Origin of the sequence: Streptomyces sp. NPDC007157 (assembly GCF_040634235.1) — a bacterium.
Classification (GTDB): domain Bacteria; phylum Actinomycetota; class Actinomycetes; order Streptomycetales; family Streptomycetaceae; genus Streptomyces.
Genome location: NZ_JBEYFE010000059.1, coordinates 1 through 17,476, shown reverse-complemented (window position 1 = coordinate 17,476; position 17,476 = coordinate 1). Strand labels below are relative to the sequence as shown.

The 17,476-nt window shown below is 73.7% G+C and carries 16 protein-coding genes and 1 pseudogene; 12 read left to right on the top strand and 5 right to left on the bottom strand.

Annotation, left to right across the window (positions count from 1 at the left end):
* Positions 1-68: 68 nt before the first annotated feature.
* Positions 69-287: pseudogene (locus ABZ642_RS46135) on the bottom strand (chaplin); the annotation flags it as partial.
* Between the two features lie 257 nt (positions 288-544).
* Between ABZ642_RS46135 and ABZ642_RS46130 the strand changes: the two are divergent.
* Genes ABZ642_RS46130 through ABZ642_RS46090 form a run of 9 tightly spaced genes read left to right on the top strand, consistent with a single transcriptional unit; the run spans position 545 to position 10,953 of the window.
* Positions 545-1,645, top strand: a complete 1,101-nt coding sequence (locus ABZ642_RS46130) for a DUF3344 domain-containing protein (RefSeq protein ID WP_360497664.1) — start codon at positions 545-547, stop codon at positions 1,643-1,645.
* 57 nt (positions 1,646-1,702) lie between these two features.
* On the top strand, positions 1,703-2,854 hold the full coding sequence (locus ABZ642_RS46125; protein ID WP_360497661.1) for a glycosyltransferase: 1,152 nt from the start codon (positions 1,703-1,705) through the stop codon (positions 2,852-2,854).
* Entirely contained in the window at positions 2,851-4,272 is a 1,422-nt protein-coding gene (locus tag ABZ642_RS46120) for an exopolysaccharide biosynthesis polyprenyl glycosylphosphotransferase (RefSeq protein ID WP_360497658.1), read from the top strand. The genes ABZ642_RS46125 and ABZ642_RS46120 overlap by 4 nt, the downstream gene beginning before the upstream one ends.
* A gap of 2 nt (positions 4,273-4,274) precedes the next feature.
* A complete protein-coding gene (locus ABZ642_RS46115; RefSeq protein WP_360497655.1) occupies positions 4,275-5,630 on the top strand; it encodes an O-antigen ligase family protein in 1,356 nt (451 codons plus the stop codon).
* 56 nt (positions 5,631-5,686) lie between these two features.
* On the top strand, positions 5,687-7,315 hold the full coding sequence (locus ABZ642_RS46110; RefSeq protein ID WP_360497670.1) for a lipid II flippase MurJ: 1,629 nt from the start codon (positions 5,687-5,689) through the stop codon (positions 7,313-7,315).
* A complete protein-coding gene (locus ABZ642_RS46105) occupies positions 7,299-8,054 on the top strand; it encodes a polysaccharide deacetylase family protein (protein ID WP_360497652.1) in 756 nt (251 codons plus the stop codon). The genes ABZ642_RS46110 and ABZ642_RS46105 overlap by 17 nt, the downstream gene beginning before the upstream one ends.
* Positions 8,055-9,194: a glycosyltransferase gene (locus ABZ642_RS46100; protein ID WP_360497649.1), complete on the top strand. Its 1,140-nt coding sequence runs from the start codon at positions 8,055-8,057 to the stop codon at positions 9,192-9,194.
* A complete protein-coding gene (locus tag ABZ642_RS46095) occupies positions 9,191-9,838 on the top strand; it encodes a lipopolysaccharide biosynthesis protein (RefSeq protein ID WP_360497647.1) in 648 nt (215 codons plus the stop codon). The genes ABZ642_RS46100 and ABZ642_RS46095 overlap by 4 nt, the downstream gene beginning before the upstream one ends.
* Positions 9,835-10,953, top strand: a complete 1,119-nt coding sequence (locus tag ABZ642_RS46090) for a GNAT family N-acetyltransferase (protein WP_360497644.1) — start codon at positions 9,835-9,837, stop codon at positions 10,951-10,953. Before ABZ642_RS46095 ends, ABZ642_RS46090 begins: the two co-directional genes overlap by 4 nt.
* Here ABZ642_RS46090 and ABZ642_RS46085 read toward each other — a convergent pair.
* Positions 10,950-12,284, bottom strand: coding sequence for a glycosyl hydrolase (locus ABZ642_RS46085; protein ID WP_360497641.1), 1,335 nt, complete (start codon positions 12,282-12,284; stop codon positions 10,950-10,952). The genes ABZ642_RS46090 and ABZ642_RS46085 overlap by 4 nt on opposite strands.
* A 174-nt stretch (positions 12,285-12,458) precedes the next feature.
* Between ABZ642_RS46085 and ABZ642_RS46080 the strand changes: the two genes are divergently transcribed.
* Both ABZ642_RS46080 and ABZ642_RS46075 read left to right on the top strand, forming a co-directional pair.
* A complete protein-coding gene (locus ABZ642_RS46080; protein ID WP_360497638.1) occupies positions 12,459-13,802 on the top strand; it encodes an ATP-grasp domain-containing protein in 1,344 nt (447 codons plus the stop codon).
* Positions 13,802-15,058 (top strand): FAD-dependent oxidoreductase, encoded by a 1,257-nt coding sequence (locus ABZ642_RS46075; protein ID WP_360497635.1) that lies wholly within the window; start codon positions 13,802-13,804, stop codon positions 15,056-15,058. The genes ABZ642_RS46080 and ABZ642_RS46075 overlap by 1 nt, the downstream gene beginning before the upstream one ends.
* Positions 15,059-15,117: 59 nt before the next feature.
* Here ABZ642_RS46075 and ABZ642_RS46070 read toward each other — a convergent pair whose 3' ends face one another.
* The 3 genes from ABZ642_RS46070 to ABZ642_RS46060 form a co-directional block, all read right to left on the bottom strand.
* Positions 15,118-15,819 carry a chaplin gene (locus tag ABZ642_RS46070; RefSeq protein WP_360497632.1) on the bottom strand — a complete coding sequence of 234 codons (702 nt, stop codon included), beginning with the start codon at positions 15,817-15,819 and terminating at the stop codon, positions 15,118-15,120.
* Between the two features lie 118 nt (positions 15,820-15,937).
* Positions 15,938-16,165, bottom strand: a complete 228-nt coding sequence (locus ABZ642_RS46065) for a chaplin (protein WP_360497667.1) — start codon at positions 16,163-16,165, stop codon at positions 15,938-15,940.
* Between the two features lie 240 nt (positions 16,166-16,405).
* The gene (locus ABZ642_RS46060) at positions 16,406-16,822 is read right to left on the bottom strand and encodes a rodlin (RefSeq protein ID WP_360497629.1); all 417 of its coding nucleotides are present in this window, start codon (positions 16,820-16,822) and stop codon (positions 16,406-16,408) included.
* Positions 16,823-17,092: 270 nt separating this feature from the next.
* Between ABZ642_RS46060 and ABZ642_RS46055 the strand changes: the two genes are divergently transcribed.
* Positions 17,093-17,476 (top strand): rodlin (locus ABZ642_RS46055; protein ID WP_360497626.1); only part of this gene is annotated, 384 nt, incomplete at its 3' end.

Here is a 17,476-nt window from a genome sequence, read left to right as displayed (position 1 = left end):
GTCTCGAACTTGACGACCCCGTTGGCGTTGGCGATCTGGTAGCCGCGCAGATAGGTGTTGTCGTCGGCGCCGAAGGCGGGGTTCAGCAGGCCGATCACGTCGATGGTGTCGCCGCAGACATTGACCGGAACGTGGATCGGAACCTCGATCACGTTGCCCGAGACCACGCCCGGGGAGTGGGCGGCGGCGCCGTTCGCGCCGCTGTCGGCGGCAGCCAAACCGGCACCGCCGGCAACGGCCGCGATGGCGGCGGTGGACAGGACCAGGCCCTTCGCGATACGCGACATGGAGAGGTCTCCTTGGGGTCGAAACAAACATTCGGGCGGATGCCCAGCGCTGTGTCAACGCGCGACACCGGCCCGGGTTGTGCCGCCGAACGAGTGATCTCCCGGAAGCCTGCCTTCACCATTCCGACACACTTGCCCGGTTTCGACTGATTAGTGCGGATAGAAGCTAGAGTTACGGACCTCTTGACCTACCCGTATTGGCATCACATCGCACTCTTCCCGCCTCCCCCTCCTTTCCCGAAAGGGCGAAGCCGGTCATGCGCAATCCCCTGGGCCCGCCGCTGCGCCGTGCGTCGGTGAGCGCGCTCGCCCTAGCCGCGATCTGGGCACCGGGCACCGCCCGGGCGACCGTTCCGGCCGCACCGCCCTCCCCCGAGGCCCCGCGCATCCCCTTCGCCGAGCGCTACCGCGTGGTGCAGCGAGGCGGCATCGTCCGCGCGGCCAACGCGTCCGTCAGCTGCCGTGCGACGGCCGGCGACCCGTCCGAGGCGCTCTGCCCGGCCGCGCGCGCGGGCCAGGTCCCGGCGGTGAACGGGGACTTCGACATGTTCTACGTCGACGTCGACGACGACCCCCACACCTACAACTCCTCGCGCGCCGAGGTCCGGCTGCCGGAGGGCTCCCGGGTGACGTACGCGCGGCTGTACTGGGGCGGCAATCTGCTGGCCGGCGAGCAGAAGCCGGCCAGGGACGACGGGCGGGTGCTGATCGCCGAACCCGGCGGCCAGTACAAGGAACTGCTCGCCGACACGGTCGTCGGCCATCGGGCGGAGGGCGGCACGGACGCCTTCCAGGCCTCGGCGGAGATCACCGACCTGGTCCGGTCGAGCGGCCCAGGACTGTGGACGGTCGGCCAGGTGAACGCCGCCAAGGGCCGGTCCGCGCCCGGCGCCTGGGGTGGCTGGACGCTGGTGGTGGCGTACCAGAACCCGGCGGAGCCGCTGCGCACGCTCGCCCTCTGGGACGGCTTCGACTCACTCGACAGGGCGGCCGAGGTACGGCTGAACGGGCTACGTGTCCCGCGTGGCGCCGACGGCCGAGTGGGCCTGGTGGCCTACAACGGCGACCGGGGCGACACCGGTGACTCGCTCACGTACTCCGTCGCCGGCCGTGCCCCCACCCCGCTCGCCGACTCCGTCGACCCGGCCGACGACGTACTCAACTCCACGATCAACGACCCCGGCCCGGTACGCGCCCGGCGTGAGCCCGCGTACGACAACGCGCTCGGCTACGACTCGGATGTGTTCGATCTCGGTACCGGTCTCGCGCAGGGCGGTGACCAGCTGAGCTTCCGTCTCGTTTCCCAGCGCGACGCGGCGTGGGCGGGCGCGCTCTTCGCCGCCGTGGACGTGCAGTAGTGCGGCGCGTTTCCGCCCGCAGTCCCGAGCGCCCCCCGTGAGCGAGGAATACCGCGTATGCACCGATCAGCGACCGACCCTCGGCGACGGGTCCTGCACCTGGCGCAACCCGTCGAGGGCGGGGTGGCCCGGGTGGTCCTGGACCTGACGAAGGCCCAGCTCACGGCCGGTCTGCGGGTCACGGTGGCCTGCCCCGGTGGTGAACTGGCCGAGGCCGCGCGGGAACTGGGCGCCGAGGTGCGCGGGTGGCGCGCCGACCGGTCCCCGGGCGCCGGTCTCCGGGACGAGGTACGACGGCTCGGCCGGCTGCTCGACGAGGTGCGGCCGGAGCTGGTGCACGCGCACAGCGCCAAGGCGGGCCTGGCCGGCCGCCTGGCCGTGCGCGGCCGCGTCCCGACCCTGTTCCAGCCGCACGCCTGGTCCTTCGAGGCGGTCGGCGGGGTCACCGCCGCGCTGGCACTGCGGTGGGAACGCTGGGGAGCGCGCTGGGCACACCGGGTGCTGTGTGTCAGCGAGGCGGAACGCGCGACCGGCGTGCGCGCCGGGATTCGCGCCCGGTACGCCGTCGTCCCCAACGGCATCGACACCGGTCACTTCACCCCGGGCGCGCCGGACACCCCGGGTCGGTCCGCGCCCGGGGCGCCCCTGGTCGTCTGCGTCGGCCGGCTGTGCCCGCAGAAGGGCCAGGACGTGCTGGTGCGGGCCTGGCCCGAGGTGCTGCGCCGGGTGCCGGGCGCCCGGCTGGCGCTGGTCGGCGACGGACCGGACGGCGAGGCGCTGCGCCGGCTCGCCCCCGACTCGGTCGAGTTCGCCGGCGCCGTCGCGGACGTCCGCCCCTGGTACCGGGCCGCCGACCTGGTGGTGCTGCCCTCGCGCTGGGAGGGCATGGCACTGGCCCCGCTGGAGGCGATGGCCTGTGGCCGGCCGGTGCTCGTCACCGATGTCGACGGCGCCCGCGAGAGCCTGCCGCCCGGATCCGGCGCGCACTGTCTGGTGCCGCCGGGCCGGCCGGGCGCGCTGGCCGGTGCCGTCGCCGGGCTGCTGCTCGACCCGGGGCTGCGCGCGTCGCTCGGTGACCGGGGGCGCCGGCACGTCCAGTCCACGCACGATGTGCGGCGCACCGCGGAGGCGGTCGCGGAGCTGTACCGCGAACTCCTCGGCGGGCGCCCGCTCATGTCCTTTGAGTGCAGGGAGTCCATCCACTCGTGACCGCGGAAAGCACCGTCCCCTCCCCCGGCCCGCAGCCACGGGAACACGGACTCTCGCCCGTCTCGGTCCTGCCGGCCCGCACCCCCGGAGGCTTCCGGTTCCCGCTGCGCCGGCCGCCCGCGCGGCCCGCCTCCCCGGTGCCGCTGCTGGCCGCCGACCTGTGCGCCGCGCTGCTCGGCACGGTCGTCCTCGACGAGGCCCTACGCCGGCCCGTCCTGGTCGGTCTCCTGATGTCCGGGGCGATACTGCTGCGCCCGCAGCCCAGCGGGCGGGTGTCCGGGATCCTGGACGAAATCCCGGCGGTCTGCGGCCGGATCGCCGTCGTCTGGCTGGGCCTCGCCGCCGCACTCGCCGCCTGGGACCCGGACCGCGCGCTGCCCGCCCGCACCCTGCTGCTGGGCTGTGTCCTGCACGTGGCGGCGGCCTGCGCCGGCCGTGGTCTGGTGCACTGGCGCCGCCGGCTGGCCCTGCTGCGCCATCCGCGCGCCGCCCTGGTCATCGGCCCCGCCGCCACCGCCCAGCGGGTCGCCGCCGCCGTGCTGCGCCACCCGGGCTTCGGCGTACGGCCGGTCGGCGTCGTCGCCGAGCACCCCGAGGGCCCCGAAGGGCTGCCCGTGCTGACCACCGGCGAGGAGGTCGAGCGGGCCCTCATCCAGAACGGGGTCCGGGCCGTCCTCACCGTCCACCCCGCCGTCCGCACCGAACAGGGCCCGCTGCTGCGGGCGCTGGCCGAGTCGGGCTGCGTGGTCTGGGAGGTCGACGCGGACTCACCGGCCTACGAGATGCGCGACCAGCTCGCCGGGTTCTCCTGCCGCCGGCTCGAGATGGGCTCGCGGCGGCGCGGCAGCGCCGGCAAGCGGATCCTCGACATCGTGGTCTCCGGGTCGGCGCTCGTCCTGGTCAGCCCGCTGCTGCTGGTGTGCGCGGCGGTACTGCGGCTCACCGACGGACCCGGCGTGGTCTTCCGGCAGGAGCGCATCGGCCGCGGCGGGCGCCCCTTCACCCTGCTCAAGCTGCGCACCCACCGCCCGGTCGACGCGCACGAGGCCGCGACCCGCTGGAGCGTGGCCGGCGAACGCGAGATGAGCCCGTTCTGCCGCTTCCTGCGCCAGACCTCCCTGGACGAGCTGCTCCAGCTGTGGAACGTGCTGTGGGGCGACATGAGCCTGGTCGGGCCGCGCCCCGAACGGCCGTACTTCGTCGGCCAGTTCAGCCAGGCCTACCCGGGCTACGCGGCCCGCCACCGGATGCGGACCGGCATCACCGGACTCGCCCAGATCCACGGGTTGCGCGGCGACACCTCCATCGAGGACCGGGCCCGCTTCGACAACGCCTACATCGACAACTGGTCGCTGTGGCAGGACGTCTGCATCCTGCTGCGCACCGCGGCCGCGCTCGTGCGCTCGACGGGGAGCTGACGATGAGCTTCGCACTCTCCCCGGCCAGGCCCCTGCGGCTGCCGCCGGTCCTCGCCGCGACCGCCGTGCTCGCCGTCCTCGCGCTGCCGCTCACCCCGGCCGGCGACGACAGCGGAGCGGGACCGGCGGACGCGGTGTCCGCGCTGGTGGTGCTGTACGCCGCGGTGCGGACGGTACGGGAGCGGCGGCGGCCGCTGTCGGCGACGGCCGCGGTGGTACTGGGCATGCCGGTGGTGGGACTGGCCGTCGCGGCGGCCGGCGCGGCCTCGCCGGGGGCCGGGCTGACCGGCCTCGGCCGCTATCTCCAGGTGTTCGTCCTGGTCCCCGCCGCCGTGCTGCTGCTGATCCGGGACCGTGCCGACTTCCGGCTGCTGGCCTGGTCGTTCGTGGGGCTCGCGGGGTGGCAGGGCGCGGTCGGGGTGCACCAGTACCTCACCGGGACCGGGGCGTCGTACCAGGGCGAGGAGATCCGCGCGGTCGGCACGTTCGGGCCGCAGGACGTGATGGGCATGGCGACCGTGGTGTCGTTCGGTCTGGTCTGCGCGCTGGGGCTGGCGCTGGGGCGCTCGCCGGTACGGCAGCGGGTGGCGGCGGGCGTGTGCGTGCTCGGCCTGCTGCCGCCGCTGGCCCTGTCCTTCAGCCGCGGGGCCTGGATCGCGACGGTGCTGACCTGCGGTGTGCAGCTGGTACTGGCCGGGCTGCGGCGCGCGCTGAAGGTCGCGGCGGTCGCGGTCGCCGCCGGTGTGGTGCTGGTGGGGGGCTTCGGAGTCGGTACGGCGATGCTCCAGGAGCGGCTCAGCAGCATCGGGCAGGTGACCGACGCGCCGGACCAGTCGGTGGTCGACCGCTACACGCTGTGGGCGGCGGCGACCGACATGTGGCGCGAACATCCCGTGACCGGCGTCGGGTTGAAGAACTTCCCGGCCTACCGGGACGGGCACGCCTCACTGGCGCTGTCCTCCGGGAGCGACACGGAGGGAGCGGGCGCCGCGTTCCGGAAACAGCCGCTGCTGTCGCCGCACAACATGTACCTGCTGGTGCTGAGCGAGCAGGGACTGCTCGGGGCACTGGCGCTGGCGGGCAGCTGGCTGGCGCTGCTGGTGTGCGGGCTGCGCGGGTTGTGGCGGGTCCGCGGCGGTGCCGGCCTGGACTGCGCGCTGGTGGGGTGCGGGCTGCTGGTCTGGCAGCTCGTGGACTTCGCCTACGCGGACATCGGCGGGCCGTCGACCGTGCTGACGGCGGTGGTGTTCGGGACGGTGGCCTGGTGGGCGTTGGTGGGGGCGGACCTGGTGGGGGCCGAGCCGGCACCGGCTGAGCCGATGAGGGCTGAGCCGGTGGGGGCGGGGCGTTCGCTATGACGGTCACGCCTTCCAGGACCTCGGGCGTGCCCGGGTCGCGTGTCGACAGCGAGTCGGTGGCGGTCGAGCGCGCCCACGCGGCGGAGCCGCAGACGTCACAGCCCCGCGCCCCTGACGGGGCGCCTTCCTCCCGTCGTGTTCTCGCCAGGGCCGCTCTTGTCACCGCCGTCTTCTCCGTCGTCGGCTCGCTCCTCGGGCTCGTCCGGGACCAGTCGCTCGCCCGGCTCTTCGGGGCCGGGCGGGACACCGACGCCTTTCTCGTCGCCTGGACCGTCCCCGAGTTCGCGGCGACCCTGCTCATCGAGGACGGGCTCGCCTTCGCGCTGATCCCCGCCTTCAGCCTGGCCCTCGCCCGGCGGGCGCAGGGGGCTCCCGGCGACCCCGTCCGGGCGCTGGTCGCCGGGACCCTGCCGAGGCTGGCCCTCGCCTTCGCAGCCGTCGGCGCTCTTCTCATCGGAGGCGCCCCGCAGCTCGTCGAGGTGCTCGCGCCCGGTCTGCGCGACCCCGGGCTCGCCGTGGACTGCACCCGGCTGACCGCCACCTGTGTGCTGACCTTCGGGCTGGCCGGATACTGCAGCGCCGCCCTCCGCGCCCACCGGCGGTTCCTGGCGCCGGCCGCGATCTACGTCGCCTACAACGCCGGCATCATCACGGCGATGTTCGCGCTCGGCGGCCACTGGGGCGTGCGGTCGGCCGCGTTCGGGGTCGCGGCCGGGGGCCTGCTGATGGTCGCCGTACAGCTTCCCTCGCTGCTCGGGCAGTTGCGGCGCCGGGTCAAGGCCGCCGTCGGTGAGCCGGTCGCCGAGGCGGAGCCGCTGAACGTCGTCCTGATGGCCACCGTGCTGCTGTTCGCGCTGTGCCGGCAGTCGCAGGTGCTGATCGAGCGGTTCCTCGCCTCGCATCTGCACTCCGGGGCGATCTCGCACCTCAACTACGCGCAGAAGGTCGCGCAGATCCCGATGACGATGTCGATGATGCTGTGCACGGTCACCTTCCCGGTGGTGGCCCGGGCGCTGGCCGAGGGCGACACCGAGCGGGCCCGGCGCCGGGTGGAGCGGGACCTGTCGGTGGCAGCGAGCGTCGTCCTGCTCGGCACCGCCGTGGTCGTGGCGTGTGCGCCGCAGCTCATCCACCTCCTGTTCCAGCGCGGCGCGTTCACCGCGGCGGACACCGCCGCCACCGCCGCGGTGATGCGCGTCTACGCACTCGGGCTGCTCGGGCAGACCATGGTCGGGGTGCTGGTCCGCTCCTACTTCTCGGCGGGCCGCGCCACCTGGTACCCGGTCGGCGCCATGGCCGCCGGGATCGTCGTGACCTCCTGGATCGGCGCCATGGCGGTGGGCCGGTACGGCGTCACCGGCATCGCCGCCGCCAACGCCACCGGCATCACCGTCACCGCCGTGCTCCTGCTGTCGGGCATGGGCCCGCGCAGCGTCCCGATCCGTACCCGGCGGGTGCTGGCCGAGCTGAGCCGGCCGGTGCGGGCCGCCGTGATCGCCACGGTCGTCGGCACCTTCGTCGCCGCCCGGCCCGCGGACCCGCTCACCGGTTTGGCGGCCGGTACCACGGCCGTGACCGCGATCTTCGTCCTGCTCGGCTGGGCGCTGGACGCCCAGGGCTTCGCACCCGCACTCCGTTCCGTAGGCACCGTCACCCGAAGGCTCGCGCATGCCGTCTTCCATTGAGTCCGCCGAGAAGGTCAAAAACCTGGCGGGCCCGGTCCCCTGGGTCGCCATGTACCACTCCGTGGGCGACTGCTCGGACGATCCGTACCGGGTCACCGTCAGCCCCGACCGCCTGGCCGCACAGCTGAGCTGGCTGCGCCGGCGGAGGCTGCGCGGGGTGTCGGTCGCCGAACTGCTGGCCGCCCGGGCCCGGGGCGAGGGGCGGCGGCTGGTCGGGCTCACCTTCGACGACGGCTACGCCGACTTCCTCGACCACGCCCTGCCGCTGCTCGACCGCTGGGGCTGCGGCGCCACCCTGTTCGTGCTGCCCCGGCGGCTCGGCAGCGACAACCGCTGGGACTCGCTCGGCCCGAGCAAGCCGCTGCTCACCGCCGAGGGGGTCCGGCGGGCGGCGGCGGCCGGCGTGGAGATCGGCTCGCACGGGCTCACCCATGTCGACCTGACGAAGGCCGACGCGGACACCCTCAGGGCCGAGACCGCCGACAGCCGGGCCCTCCTGGAGGAACTGATCCAGGCCCCCGTGGACGGTTTCTGCTACCCCTACGGGACCGTCGACCAGCGTGTCATCGACGCCGTACGGGACGCCGGATACGGCTATGCCTGCGCCATCGACCCCGGCGACCTGACCGGCCTGCACACCCTGCCCCGGGTGCACATCGGCCAGAACGACCGCGCCCTGCGCCTCTTCCTGAAGTACCGGCTGCACCGGCTGCGCCGCCGTCCAGTCAAGGGGCTGTGAATGAGGACTCTGCATGTCATCACCGGGTTGGGGGTCGGCGGGGCGGAGCAGCAGCTGCGGCTGCTGCTCCGCCATCTGCCCGTCTCCTGCGACGTCGTCACGCTCACCAACCCCGGGCCGGTCGCACGCGCGCTGGCCGCCGACGGGGTGCGGGTGGTCCATCTCGGGATGGCCGGGAACCGGGACCTGGCCGCGCTGCCCCGCCTGGTCCGGCTCATCCGCCGGGGCCGCTACGACCTCGTCCACACCCACCTGTACCGGGCCTGTCTCTACGGCCGGATCGCGGCGCGCCTCGCGGGCGTGCGGGCCGTCGTCGCCACCGAGCACTCGCTCGGTGACACCCAGCTGGAGGGGCGCCGGCTGAACGCGGGGGTACGGGCGTTGTACCTCGCGGGCGAACGGCTCGGCCGGTCCACGGTCGCCGTCTCCCCCACCGTCGCCGAGCGGCTGCGCCGGTGGGGGGTGCCGGGGCCGCGGATCGAGGTCGTACCGAACGGCATCGACCTGGAGCGGTTCCGCTTCGACCCGGACCGGCGCCGGCGCACCCGGGCCCGGCTCGGGATCCCGCAGGACGCCTTCGTGGTGGGCGGCATCGGGCGGCTGGCGCCCGGCAAACGGTTCGACGTACTGATCGGCGCGCTGACCCGACTCCCCGAGGACTGCAGGCTGTTGCTGGTCGGCGGGGGTGCGGAGGAGGGGGCGCTGCGCCGTGCCGCCGAGGAGGCCGGGGTCGCCGGCCGGGTCCTGTTCGCCGGTGAGCGGCCGTATGTCTCCGACAGCCCGGCCGACCCGGACCTCCCCGCCCTCACCTCGGCCATGGACGTACTGGCCTCGCCCTGCACCGAGGAGGCCTTCGGGCTCGCGGTGATCGAGGCGCTGGCCGCCGGGCTGCCCGTCCTCTACAGCTCCTGCCCGGCCGTCGAGGACCTGCCGGCCGCCGCCGCCCCCGGCGCCCGCCGTATCGAGGGCGGCGCCCGTGCCTTCGCCGAGGCGCTGGCCGCCGCCCGCGCCGCCGGGTCCGGCCCGCGCATCGCGCCGGAGGCCGCCCGCCACTACTGCATCACCCGCAGCGCCGCCCAGCTCATGGACGTCTACGCGGCCGCACTCGCCACCACCCCTCAGGGAGCCAGTACGCCATGACCGAGACCACCACCAGGGCAGCCCGCCCGTTCGCCCGTGCCCGCACGGTCCCGCCCTGGTCGCTGCTGGCGGCCGGGGTCGCCGCCGGCGCGCTGCTGGGCGGCGCCTACGGCGTGCTCACGCCGCCCAGCTACACCGCGACCAGCTATGTCATCGCCGTTCCCACCGACCGGTCCGACACCGCCACCGCGCAGGGCTTCGCGCAGGCCTACGGCCGGGTCGCGACCCAGCTCGCGGTGCTCGGGGACGCCCAGGTGTGGGCCGGGGTGCCGGTGAACACGCTGCGGGAGAGCGTGCAGACGGAGACCTCGCCGGACGCGCCGATGGTCGCCGTCTCGGCCACCTCGCCGCACCCCCTGCAGGCCGCCGACATGGCGAACGCGGTGGCCCGCTCGCTCGCCCAGCACGCCAACGACACCAAGGGCGACACGCACGTCGAGCTCCTCCAGTTCTCCCGGGCCCTGAAGCCGACCGCGCCCACCTCGGCGTCCCCGAAGGTGACCGGTCTGGTGGGTGCGAGCGCGGGCGGGCTGCTGGCCGGTCTCGTGGTGCTGGTGCGGCCCCGGCGCCGCGCGGAGGAGAACGCCCTGCAGGCCTCCGTGCCGGGACCGGCCGTCGCCGCCGACGTGCACGGACAGCTGTGACGGCGACGGCCCCCCCGACGCTCGCCGCGCACACCACCGAACTCGTCACCGACGAGGGCGCCTTCGCCGCGCTGGCCACCGCCTGGGGGCGCCTGTACCGGCGGTGCGGCACGGCCACCCCGTTCCAGAGCCACGCCTGGCTGCACTCCTGGTGGCGCTCGTACGGGGTGCCCGGGCGGCTCCGCCTGGTCCTGGTGCGCCACGGCGGTGAACTGGTCGGCGCGGCCCCGCTGATGCTGGTGCACCGGCCGCTGCCCACGCTGGTGCCGCTGGGCGGGGCGATCTCGGACTACACGGACGTGCTGCTCGCCGACGGCGACGACGGCCGGGCGGCGGCCGCCCTCACCCAGGAGCTCGCCCGGGCGGCCCGGACGGCGCTGATCGACTTCCGTGAGGTGCGTCCGGGCGGCGCGGTGGAGCGGGTGTACGACCGCTGGCACGGGCCGTGCCGGAAGGTGCCCGACTCGCTGTGCCTGGAGCTGCCCGCCGTGGCCATGGACGAGCTGGTGGCCCGGCTGTCCTCGAAGCAGGCCCAGCGGGTGCGCGCCAAGCTGCGCAAGCTGGGCTCGCTCGGGGTGCGCCGGGACGTCGTGCCGCCGGAGGGCGTCGACACCGCGCTCGGCCGGCTCCTCGATCTGCACCGGCTCCAGTGGCAGGGGCGGAAGGTGACGACGGAACACCTCCAGTCGCGGTTCCGGGAGCATCTGGTGCGTTCGGTGGGGCCGATGGTGCGCTCCGGGGACGCGGTGGTCACCGAGTTCCGGCTGGACGACGAGGTGGTCGCCGTCGATCTGACCCTGCTGTCGCCGAGCCTGGCCGGCGGCTATCTGTACGGGGCGCATCCGCAGTTGCGGGAGCGCAAGGCGGACGTGGCGGTGATGCTGCTCGACGCCTGTGCCCAGCACACCGGGGCCGGCGAGCGGGGCGCGCTGAGCCTGCTGCGCGGGAACGAGCCGTACAAGCACCACTGGCGGCCCCAGCCGGTCGTCAACCAGCGGCTGCTGCTGGCCCGGCGTCGCACCGCGCCGCTGCTGACGGCGGCGCTGTGCGACGCCGCCGCCCGGCAGCGGGTCAAGGAGGTGCGACACCGATGGAAGGAACGCCGGCAGGACTAGCTCCGCGTACGCGACCACCAGTCGAGGCGGACACAGAGTTTCCCGCCCATCCAGTACTCGACCCAGTCGCCCAGGTCCATCGGCGCGCAACCGGCCGGGGGCATGGTGCCGGGAACGGGAGCAGGAGTGGGAGTGGGGGTCGGTTTCGAGGTCGGGACGTCCGGGGTGGGAGCCGGCGTCGGGGTCGCGTCGTCGTTCCGGCCGGAGAGGGCCGAGCGGTAGACCCGCGACGCGCGCGGGTTGTCCGAACACTGCCAGACGCCGTGCGGGCAGTAGTCGGTCAGCGTGTTGTACAGCGGCTTGTGCTCGTCCATCCAGGCGAGCATCAGCCGCATGTACTCGGCGTTGTCACCGTTGCGGAAGAGGCCCCATTCCGGATAGGAAACGGGTTTCCCGTGCGCCTTCGCGAAATCGACGTGGTCCTGAAGTCCGTAGGGCTCCCGCACCTGTTCGCCGAAGGAAAGACCGGTGGGCTGGTCGTAGGAATCCATGCCGACGATGTCGACCGTGTCGTCCCCGGGGTAGCACTGCGTCCACGGGACGGCGTCGCGGCCCCGGCTCGGCGTGAAGTCGAACCGGAATTTCTGGCCCGGCACCGCACGCATGGTGGTGACGATCCTTTTCCAGTACTTCTTCCAGGCCTCCGGGTCGGGCCCGCAACGATGGGTGTAGGTAGTGCCGTTCATCTCCCAGCCGAGCACGACGACCGTGTCCGGCACCTCCAGCTCCACGAGCCGCTCGGCGAGGGCCCGGAAGTGCTGATCGAACCGCCCGGCGGCGCCCTGCGCCAGCAGCGACCGGACCTCGGCGTCCCCGACATGGTCCTCGTTGCGCTCCTGCATGGGCACGTTGAGGACGAGCATCCGGTCGTCCTTCTCCCGCCGCCAGTGCGCCCAGACGTCCAGGAAACCGGGTGCGCCCTCGATGTCGGCCCAGCGGTCGCCGGGCAGATACGTGTGCGCGACCTTCAGCTCGGTGCCGTCGAGCCAGCCGCTCAGCTGGGCCATGCGGGCCACGCCCAGCGGCCCGGAGTCCAGGAAGGCCCCGAAGGCCGGCGGCGCCGCCCTGGCGGGCGCGGGCGTGACCGGAGCCGGGCTCACCGGTACCGGTGTCGGACTCGCCACAGCCGGCAGGGGTGCCGCCGACGCCGGGACGGACGTCGTGGGCGTGGGAGCCGGTGTGGGGTCCGTGACCAGCGCCACCTCCGCACCCGCGGCGAACCCCGGACCGGTGGCCAGGGTCGCCGAGGCGACGACGACCGCCGCCACCGCCGCGACCACAGCCCGCCGGTGCGACCGGGACCTCGGCTGTCTTCGCTGCTGTGGAGCCATGCCTGCTCCTTTCTCCACCAGTTCTCGTCCGTTCTTCTCGTCCGTTCACGCATTCGCTGAGGAAGTACCAGTTACTGACACTCAGTCATATCAATATGAATTCCGCCAGTGCGGCTGCGGCTTTCGGGTGGGCCGAACGTCCGCACGGGTGAACCGACGCAAAGGAAAAGGTCCGTGTCGCTGCTAGACATCCGGGTTCCCGCGGTTCTGCTGCGGATCGACCGGAATCCCTTTCACCACGGCACCCTCGGGGCTGTGCGCTCGCTCGGCAGGGCCGGCGTGGACGTCCATCTGGTCGCCGATTCCACCGGCAGTCCGGTCGGCAGGTCCCGTTTCGTACGGCAGCTGCATCCGCCGCCGGCGCCGGGTGCGTCCGCCGCGGAGATCGTGGCCGTGCTGCGCCGGGTGGCGGCGCGGATCGCCCGTCCGGCGGTGCTGATCCCGATGGACGACGCGAGCGCGATCGCGGTCGGCCGGCACCGCGAGGATCTCGCACCCGCCTACCTGCTGCCGCAGCAGCCCGCCCTGCTTCCCGAGCGGGTCGCCGACAAGGCCGAGTTGGCCGAGGTGTGCGCGGCGGCCGGGATCCCGCACCCGCGGACCCTCGTCCCGGACAGCGCCGAACAGGCCGCCTCCGCCGTCTGGCGGCTCGGGCTTCCGGTGGTCGCCAAGTGGAGCCGGCCCTGGCTGGTCCCGGCCGGGTCCGGGCTGCGCAGCACGGTCGTGGTGCGCTCGGCGCGGGAGGCACGGGAGCTGTTCCTGCGGGCCGAGGAGGCGGGCAGCAGGCTGCTGCTGCAGGAGTTCCTGCCGCCGGGTCCGGACCGCGACTGGTTCTTCCACGGCTACGCCGACCGCACCGGGGCGGTACGCGCGGGCGGCCCCGGCCGCAAGCAGCGGTCCTGGCCGCGCGGGGCGGGCCTGACGGCGGTCGGCCAGTGGACGCCCAACCCGCAGGTCCAGGGACTGGCCGAGCGGCTCACCGGCGAACTGGGCTTCCGGGGCATCTTCGATCTGGACTTCCGGCGCTGCGGCAGCACCGGCCGCTACCACCTCCTCGACTTCAATCCCCGTCCGGGCGCGCAGTTCCGGCTCTTCGCCGACGGCGCGGGCCTGGACGTCGTACGCGCCCTGCACCTGGATCTGACCCACCGTCCACTGATCGCCGGGGCACCGCTGGCCGGACGGTCGTTCGTGGTGGAGAACTACGCGCCGCTGAGCGCGCTGCGGCCGGCCCCGCACGGGCGCGAGCTGGCCTGGAGCGCGCCGGACGACCGGGGGCCGGGCCTGGCGATGTGGGCGCTGTGGTGCCGGCACGTGGCGGGCCGGCTCCTCGGCCGGCTGCGCCCCGGCACGGCCCCGGTCCCGCGGCCGAACTCCGTCGTGGTCCGCCAGGCCGGGGAGCCGGCCGGAGAACGCCGCCCGGCCGTCCTGGACGAGGAGCTCTCCGGAGTGTCCGGTGTCTCCAGCCTCGCCGGTCTGCCCGACCGGTCCGACGACGAGAAAGCGAGCAGCTGCTGATGTACGACCTGTTGGTGGTGGGCGCGGGCCCGTACGGCCTGTCCATCGCGTCCCACGCCGCGGCAGCGGGGCTGAACGTCCGTGTCTTCGGCCGCCCGATGGCGTCCTGGCGCGACCACATGCCCCGCGGGATGTTCCTCAAGTCCGAACCGTGGGCCTCCAACCTGTCGGACCCCGAGGCGCGTTGGCGGCTGGACGTGTACTGCGCGGGCCGGGGGGTGGAGGCCCGGCACGGGCGGCCGATCCCGCTGGACATGTTCACCGAGTACGGGCTGTGGTTCGCCCGCAACGCCGCCCCGCCCGTGGACGAACGCACCGTCACCCGGATCGCGCCCCGTACCGGCGGCTTCGACGCGACGACGGAGGACGGCGAGACCCTGCACGGCCGGACCGTCGCCCTGGCCGTCGGCGTGCTGCCGTTCGTCGAGATCCCGTCCGCGCTGCACGGCCTCTCCCCCGACCTGGTCTCGCACAGCAGCCACCACGCCGACCTGGACCGCTTCCGCGGCCGGGACGTCACGGTGATCGGCGGTGGCCAGGCGGCCCTGGAGACCGCCGCACTCCTCGCCGAACAGGGCAGCAGGGTACGGGTGCTGGTGCGCGCGGAAGAGCTGTACTGGAACGAGGTGCCGCCGCCCTGGGAGCGCCCCTGGTGGAAGTCGGCGCGCGCCCCGCACAGCGGTCTCGGACCCGGCTGGCGCAACTGGTTCTACTCCGAGCGCCCCGGCCTGTACCGGCGGCTCGCGGAGCCGACCCGGGCGCGGATCGCGGCCACCGCGCTCGGCCCGGCCGGCGCCTGGTGGGTGCGGGAGCGGGTGGAGTCCGGGGTGGAGGTGCTGCTCGGCCGCGAGGTGACGGCGGCCCGGGCCACCGCGGGCGGGGTGCGCCTGGACACCGCCGTGCGCGGCGGCGGGGCGGACACCCTGGAGACCGAACACGTCATCGCGGCCACGGGGTTCAGGACGACCCGGGAGCGGCTCGGACTCCTGGCCGACGACCTGCGTACGACGCTGGTGACCGGGGCCGACGGGGCGCCGGAGGTCGGCCGGGGCTTCGAGTCGTCGTACCCCGGGCTGTTCCTGGCCGGTCTGATCACGGCCGCGGGCTTCGGCCCGGCGATGCGTTTCGTGCACGGCGCCACGTTCACCGCGGACACGCTGGTGCGTGGGGTACGGCGGCGGCTGCGCTCGGGCCCGGCCGGCTGGGGTGTCGACGCGGACCTCCGCGAGCCGGCACCCGACGTGGTGCGGAACTGACGGACGCGGGTGCCGGACCCTGAGGAAGGCGTCCGGCACCCGGCTGACCAGGGCGGACCCTAGGACCGGCGAGACGCGGCTCGGCCTCGTCGGTACAGCATCGTGCCGCCTGCGATCAGTGCGGCGCTGGCGGCCGAGGCCGCGATCATGGCCTCACGGTCACTGCCGGTGTGCGGCAGGGTGGGCGGGGATCCCTGGTGGTGTCCGCCGCCGGGCGGAGGTGTCGGACTCGGCGACGAAGGCGTCGGGCTCGGCGGCGGGGGTGTCCGGCTCGGTGGCGGAGGTGTCGGGGTCGGTGAGGGGGGCGTCGGGGTCGGTGACGGAGGCGTCGGGGTCGGTGAAGGCGTCTCGCCGCAGGGGGGCGAGGTCTCTCCGCCGTAGGGGGGCGGGGTGTTGCCGGGCGAGCCTTCGGCGCCGTAGCCCGCGTCGCAATCCGTACTGCCGTAGCCCGAGCTGTCGTCGCCCGAGTCGCCGTAGGACGTCTCGTCCGCCCGGTCGCCGGTGTGCTCGTCGGAATCCGACGCGTTCGCACAGGAGTTGCCGAGGGCCGGATTCAACACGGCGGCCAGGTCGATCGAGTTGCCGCACACGTTGACCGGGACGTTCACCGGAGCCTGGACGTTGTTGCCGGACACGACACCCGGTGAACCGCCGGCGGCCGCGGTCGCGTCCGTGTCGGCGAGCGCGGGACTGGCGTACAGGGACAGAATGCCGGTCGCGGCGGCGGCCACGACCAGTCCCCTGCTGAGGGTCTGTCGCAATCTCGTTGTCTTCCTGCTCAGAAGTGGAAAGGCCGGCCTCGGAGCGCGGATGCGAAGGATCGACGGTCCGAGGCCGGCCGTGACACAGCCGGACGGCTGGTGCGCTGCGCTGACGTCGTCAGTCGTTGGCGCAGGCGCTACCGAACGCGGGGTTCAGCAGCGCGATGACGTCAACGGTGTTGCCGCAGACGCTGGCCGGAACGTGGACCGGAACCTCGATCACGTTGCCGGAGAGAACGCCCGGGGAAGCGACGGCAGCAGCCTCGGCACCCGAGTCCGCGAAGGCCGGGACGGCACCGGCCAGGGCCAGGATCGCACCGGCAGCGACAGCAGCGGTCTTCTTCATGAACTTTCCCTTCTCTGCGGTCATGCCCGTATGACGGCCGAAACCGAGCGAGCACAGCATGAATGGCTCGCATCATGACCGGCAGACTGTAGAACGAGAAATAGGGGGCCGAAGAAACTACGGAACGCGCGCCGCCGGGTAATTCACTCGAACGCCCGGCAGGAAATGGCCGAACGCAGCGAAATCCGCCCGGGTGGCGTGCGTTCGCACGCCACCCGGGCGGATTTCACGAGACCGGGGTCACTGGTTGGCGACGCCGTTGGCGGAGAGGGCCGAGATGTCGTCCAGAACGTGCGACACCGGCTCGTCGCCCTTGGCCTGGGTGGAGTTCTCGGCGCACTGCTGGTTCTGCGGCGCGGACAGGACCGGCACGTCCTGGGCCACGCCGACAGCGGCGATGAGGCCGAGGATCCCCTGGAGGTTCGCCTTCGCGGGCAGACCGACACAGAGCTTGTTGAGCGAGCCCTGCACCAGGGTGGCCTGCGGGCTCATCTTGCCCTTGGTCACCTGGTTGCCGAACTTCTCGTGGGCGCCGTTGCCGCTGGCGGAGGTGGTGCCGTGGTCGTTGCCGGTGGCAAGCGCCTGGGGGGCTGCCGCCGCCGACACACCTACGACGGACGCGGCGACCGCCGCCGCGGCCATTGCCTTCTTCAGCATTTCGCTTTCCTTTCCTGGCTCCGTGCGCAAGACGCACGTTCCTGCCCCCGCATCAACCGCCCGCATCCGGAATGGTTTCGGCGGGGGTGCGGCACGTCACCCGATCGGACCGGTTCGCCGCCCGGAATTCCGGTTACGGCCGCGCGCCCGCGGCGGCCTCGGGGATTACCGGACCGTGCGCCATCGGAGTGAAGCGGAGCAACCAAACGCGTCGGGGGGAGTTGACCAGTGGGCTCCGGTGGACGGGGTTTCTCCAGAAGGGAATCACAAGTGATCAAGAAGGTTCTGGCCGTCGCCGCTGTCGCCGCCTCCGTGGCTGGCGCCACCGCCGTCGCCGCCTCGCCGGCCCTGGCCACCGGCAACGACCACGGCACCACCTCCGCCAGTGGCAACGGTGCCTCCCAGGCGTTCGGCAACTCCGCCACGTACGGCAACATGAGCCCGCAGCTGGCGCTCATCCAGGGCTCCTTCAACAAGCCCTGCATCGGCCTGCCGGCCAAGCTGAACCTCCAGGGTCTGGCCGGTGTCGGCGCCGTCGGCGTCCTGCAGGACGTGCCGATCCTCTCCGCGCCGCAGAACCAGCAGTGCGTCGAGAACTCCACCCAGGCCAAGGGCGACGAGCCGCTCTCGCACATCCTGGACGACATCTCGGCC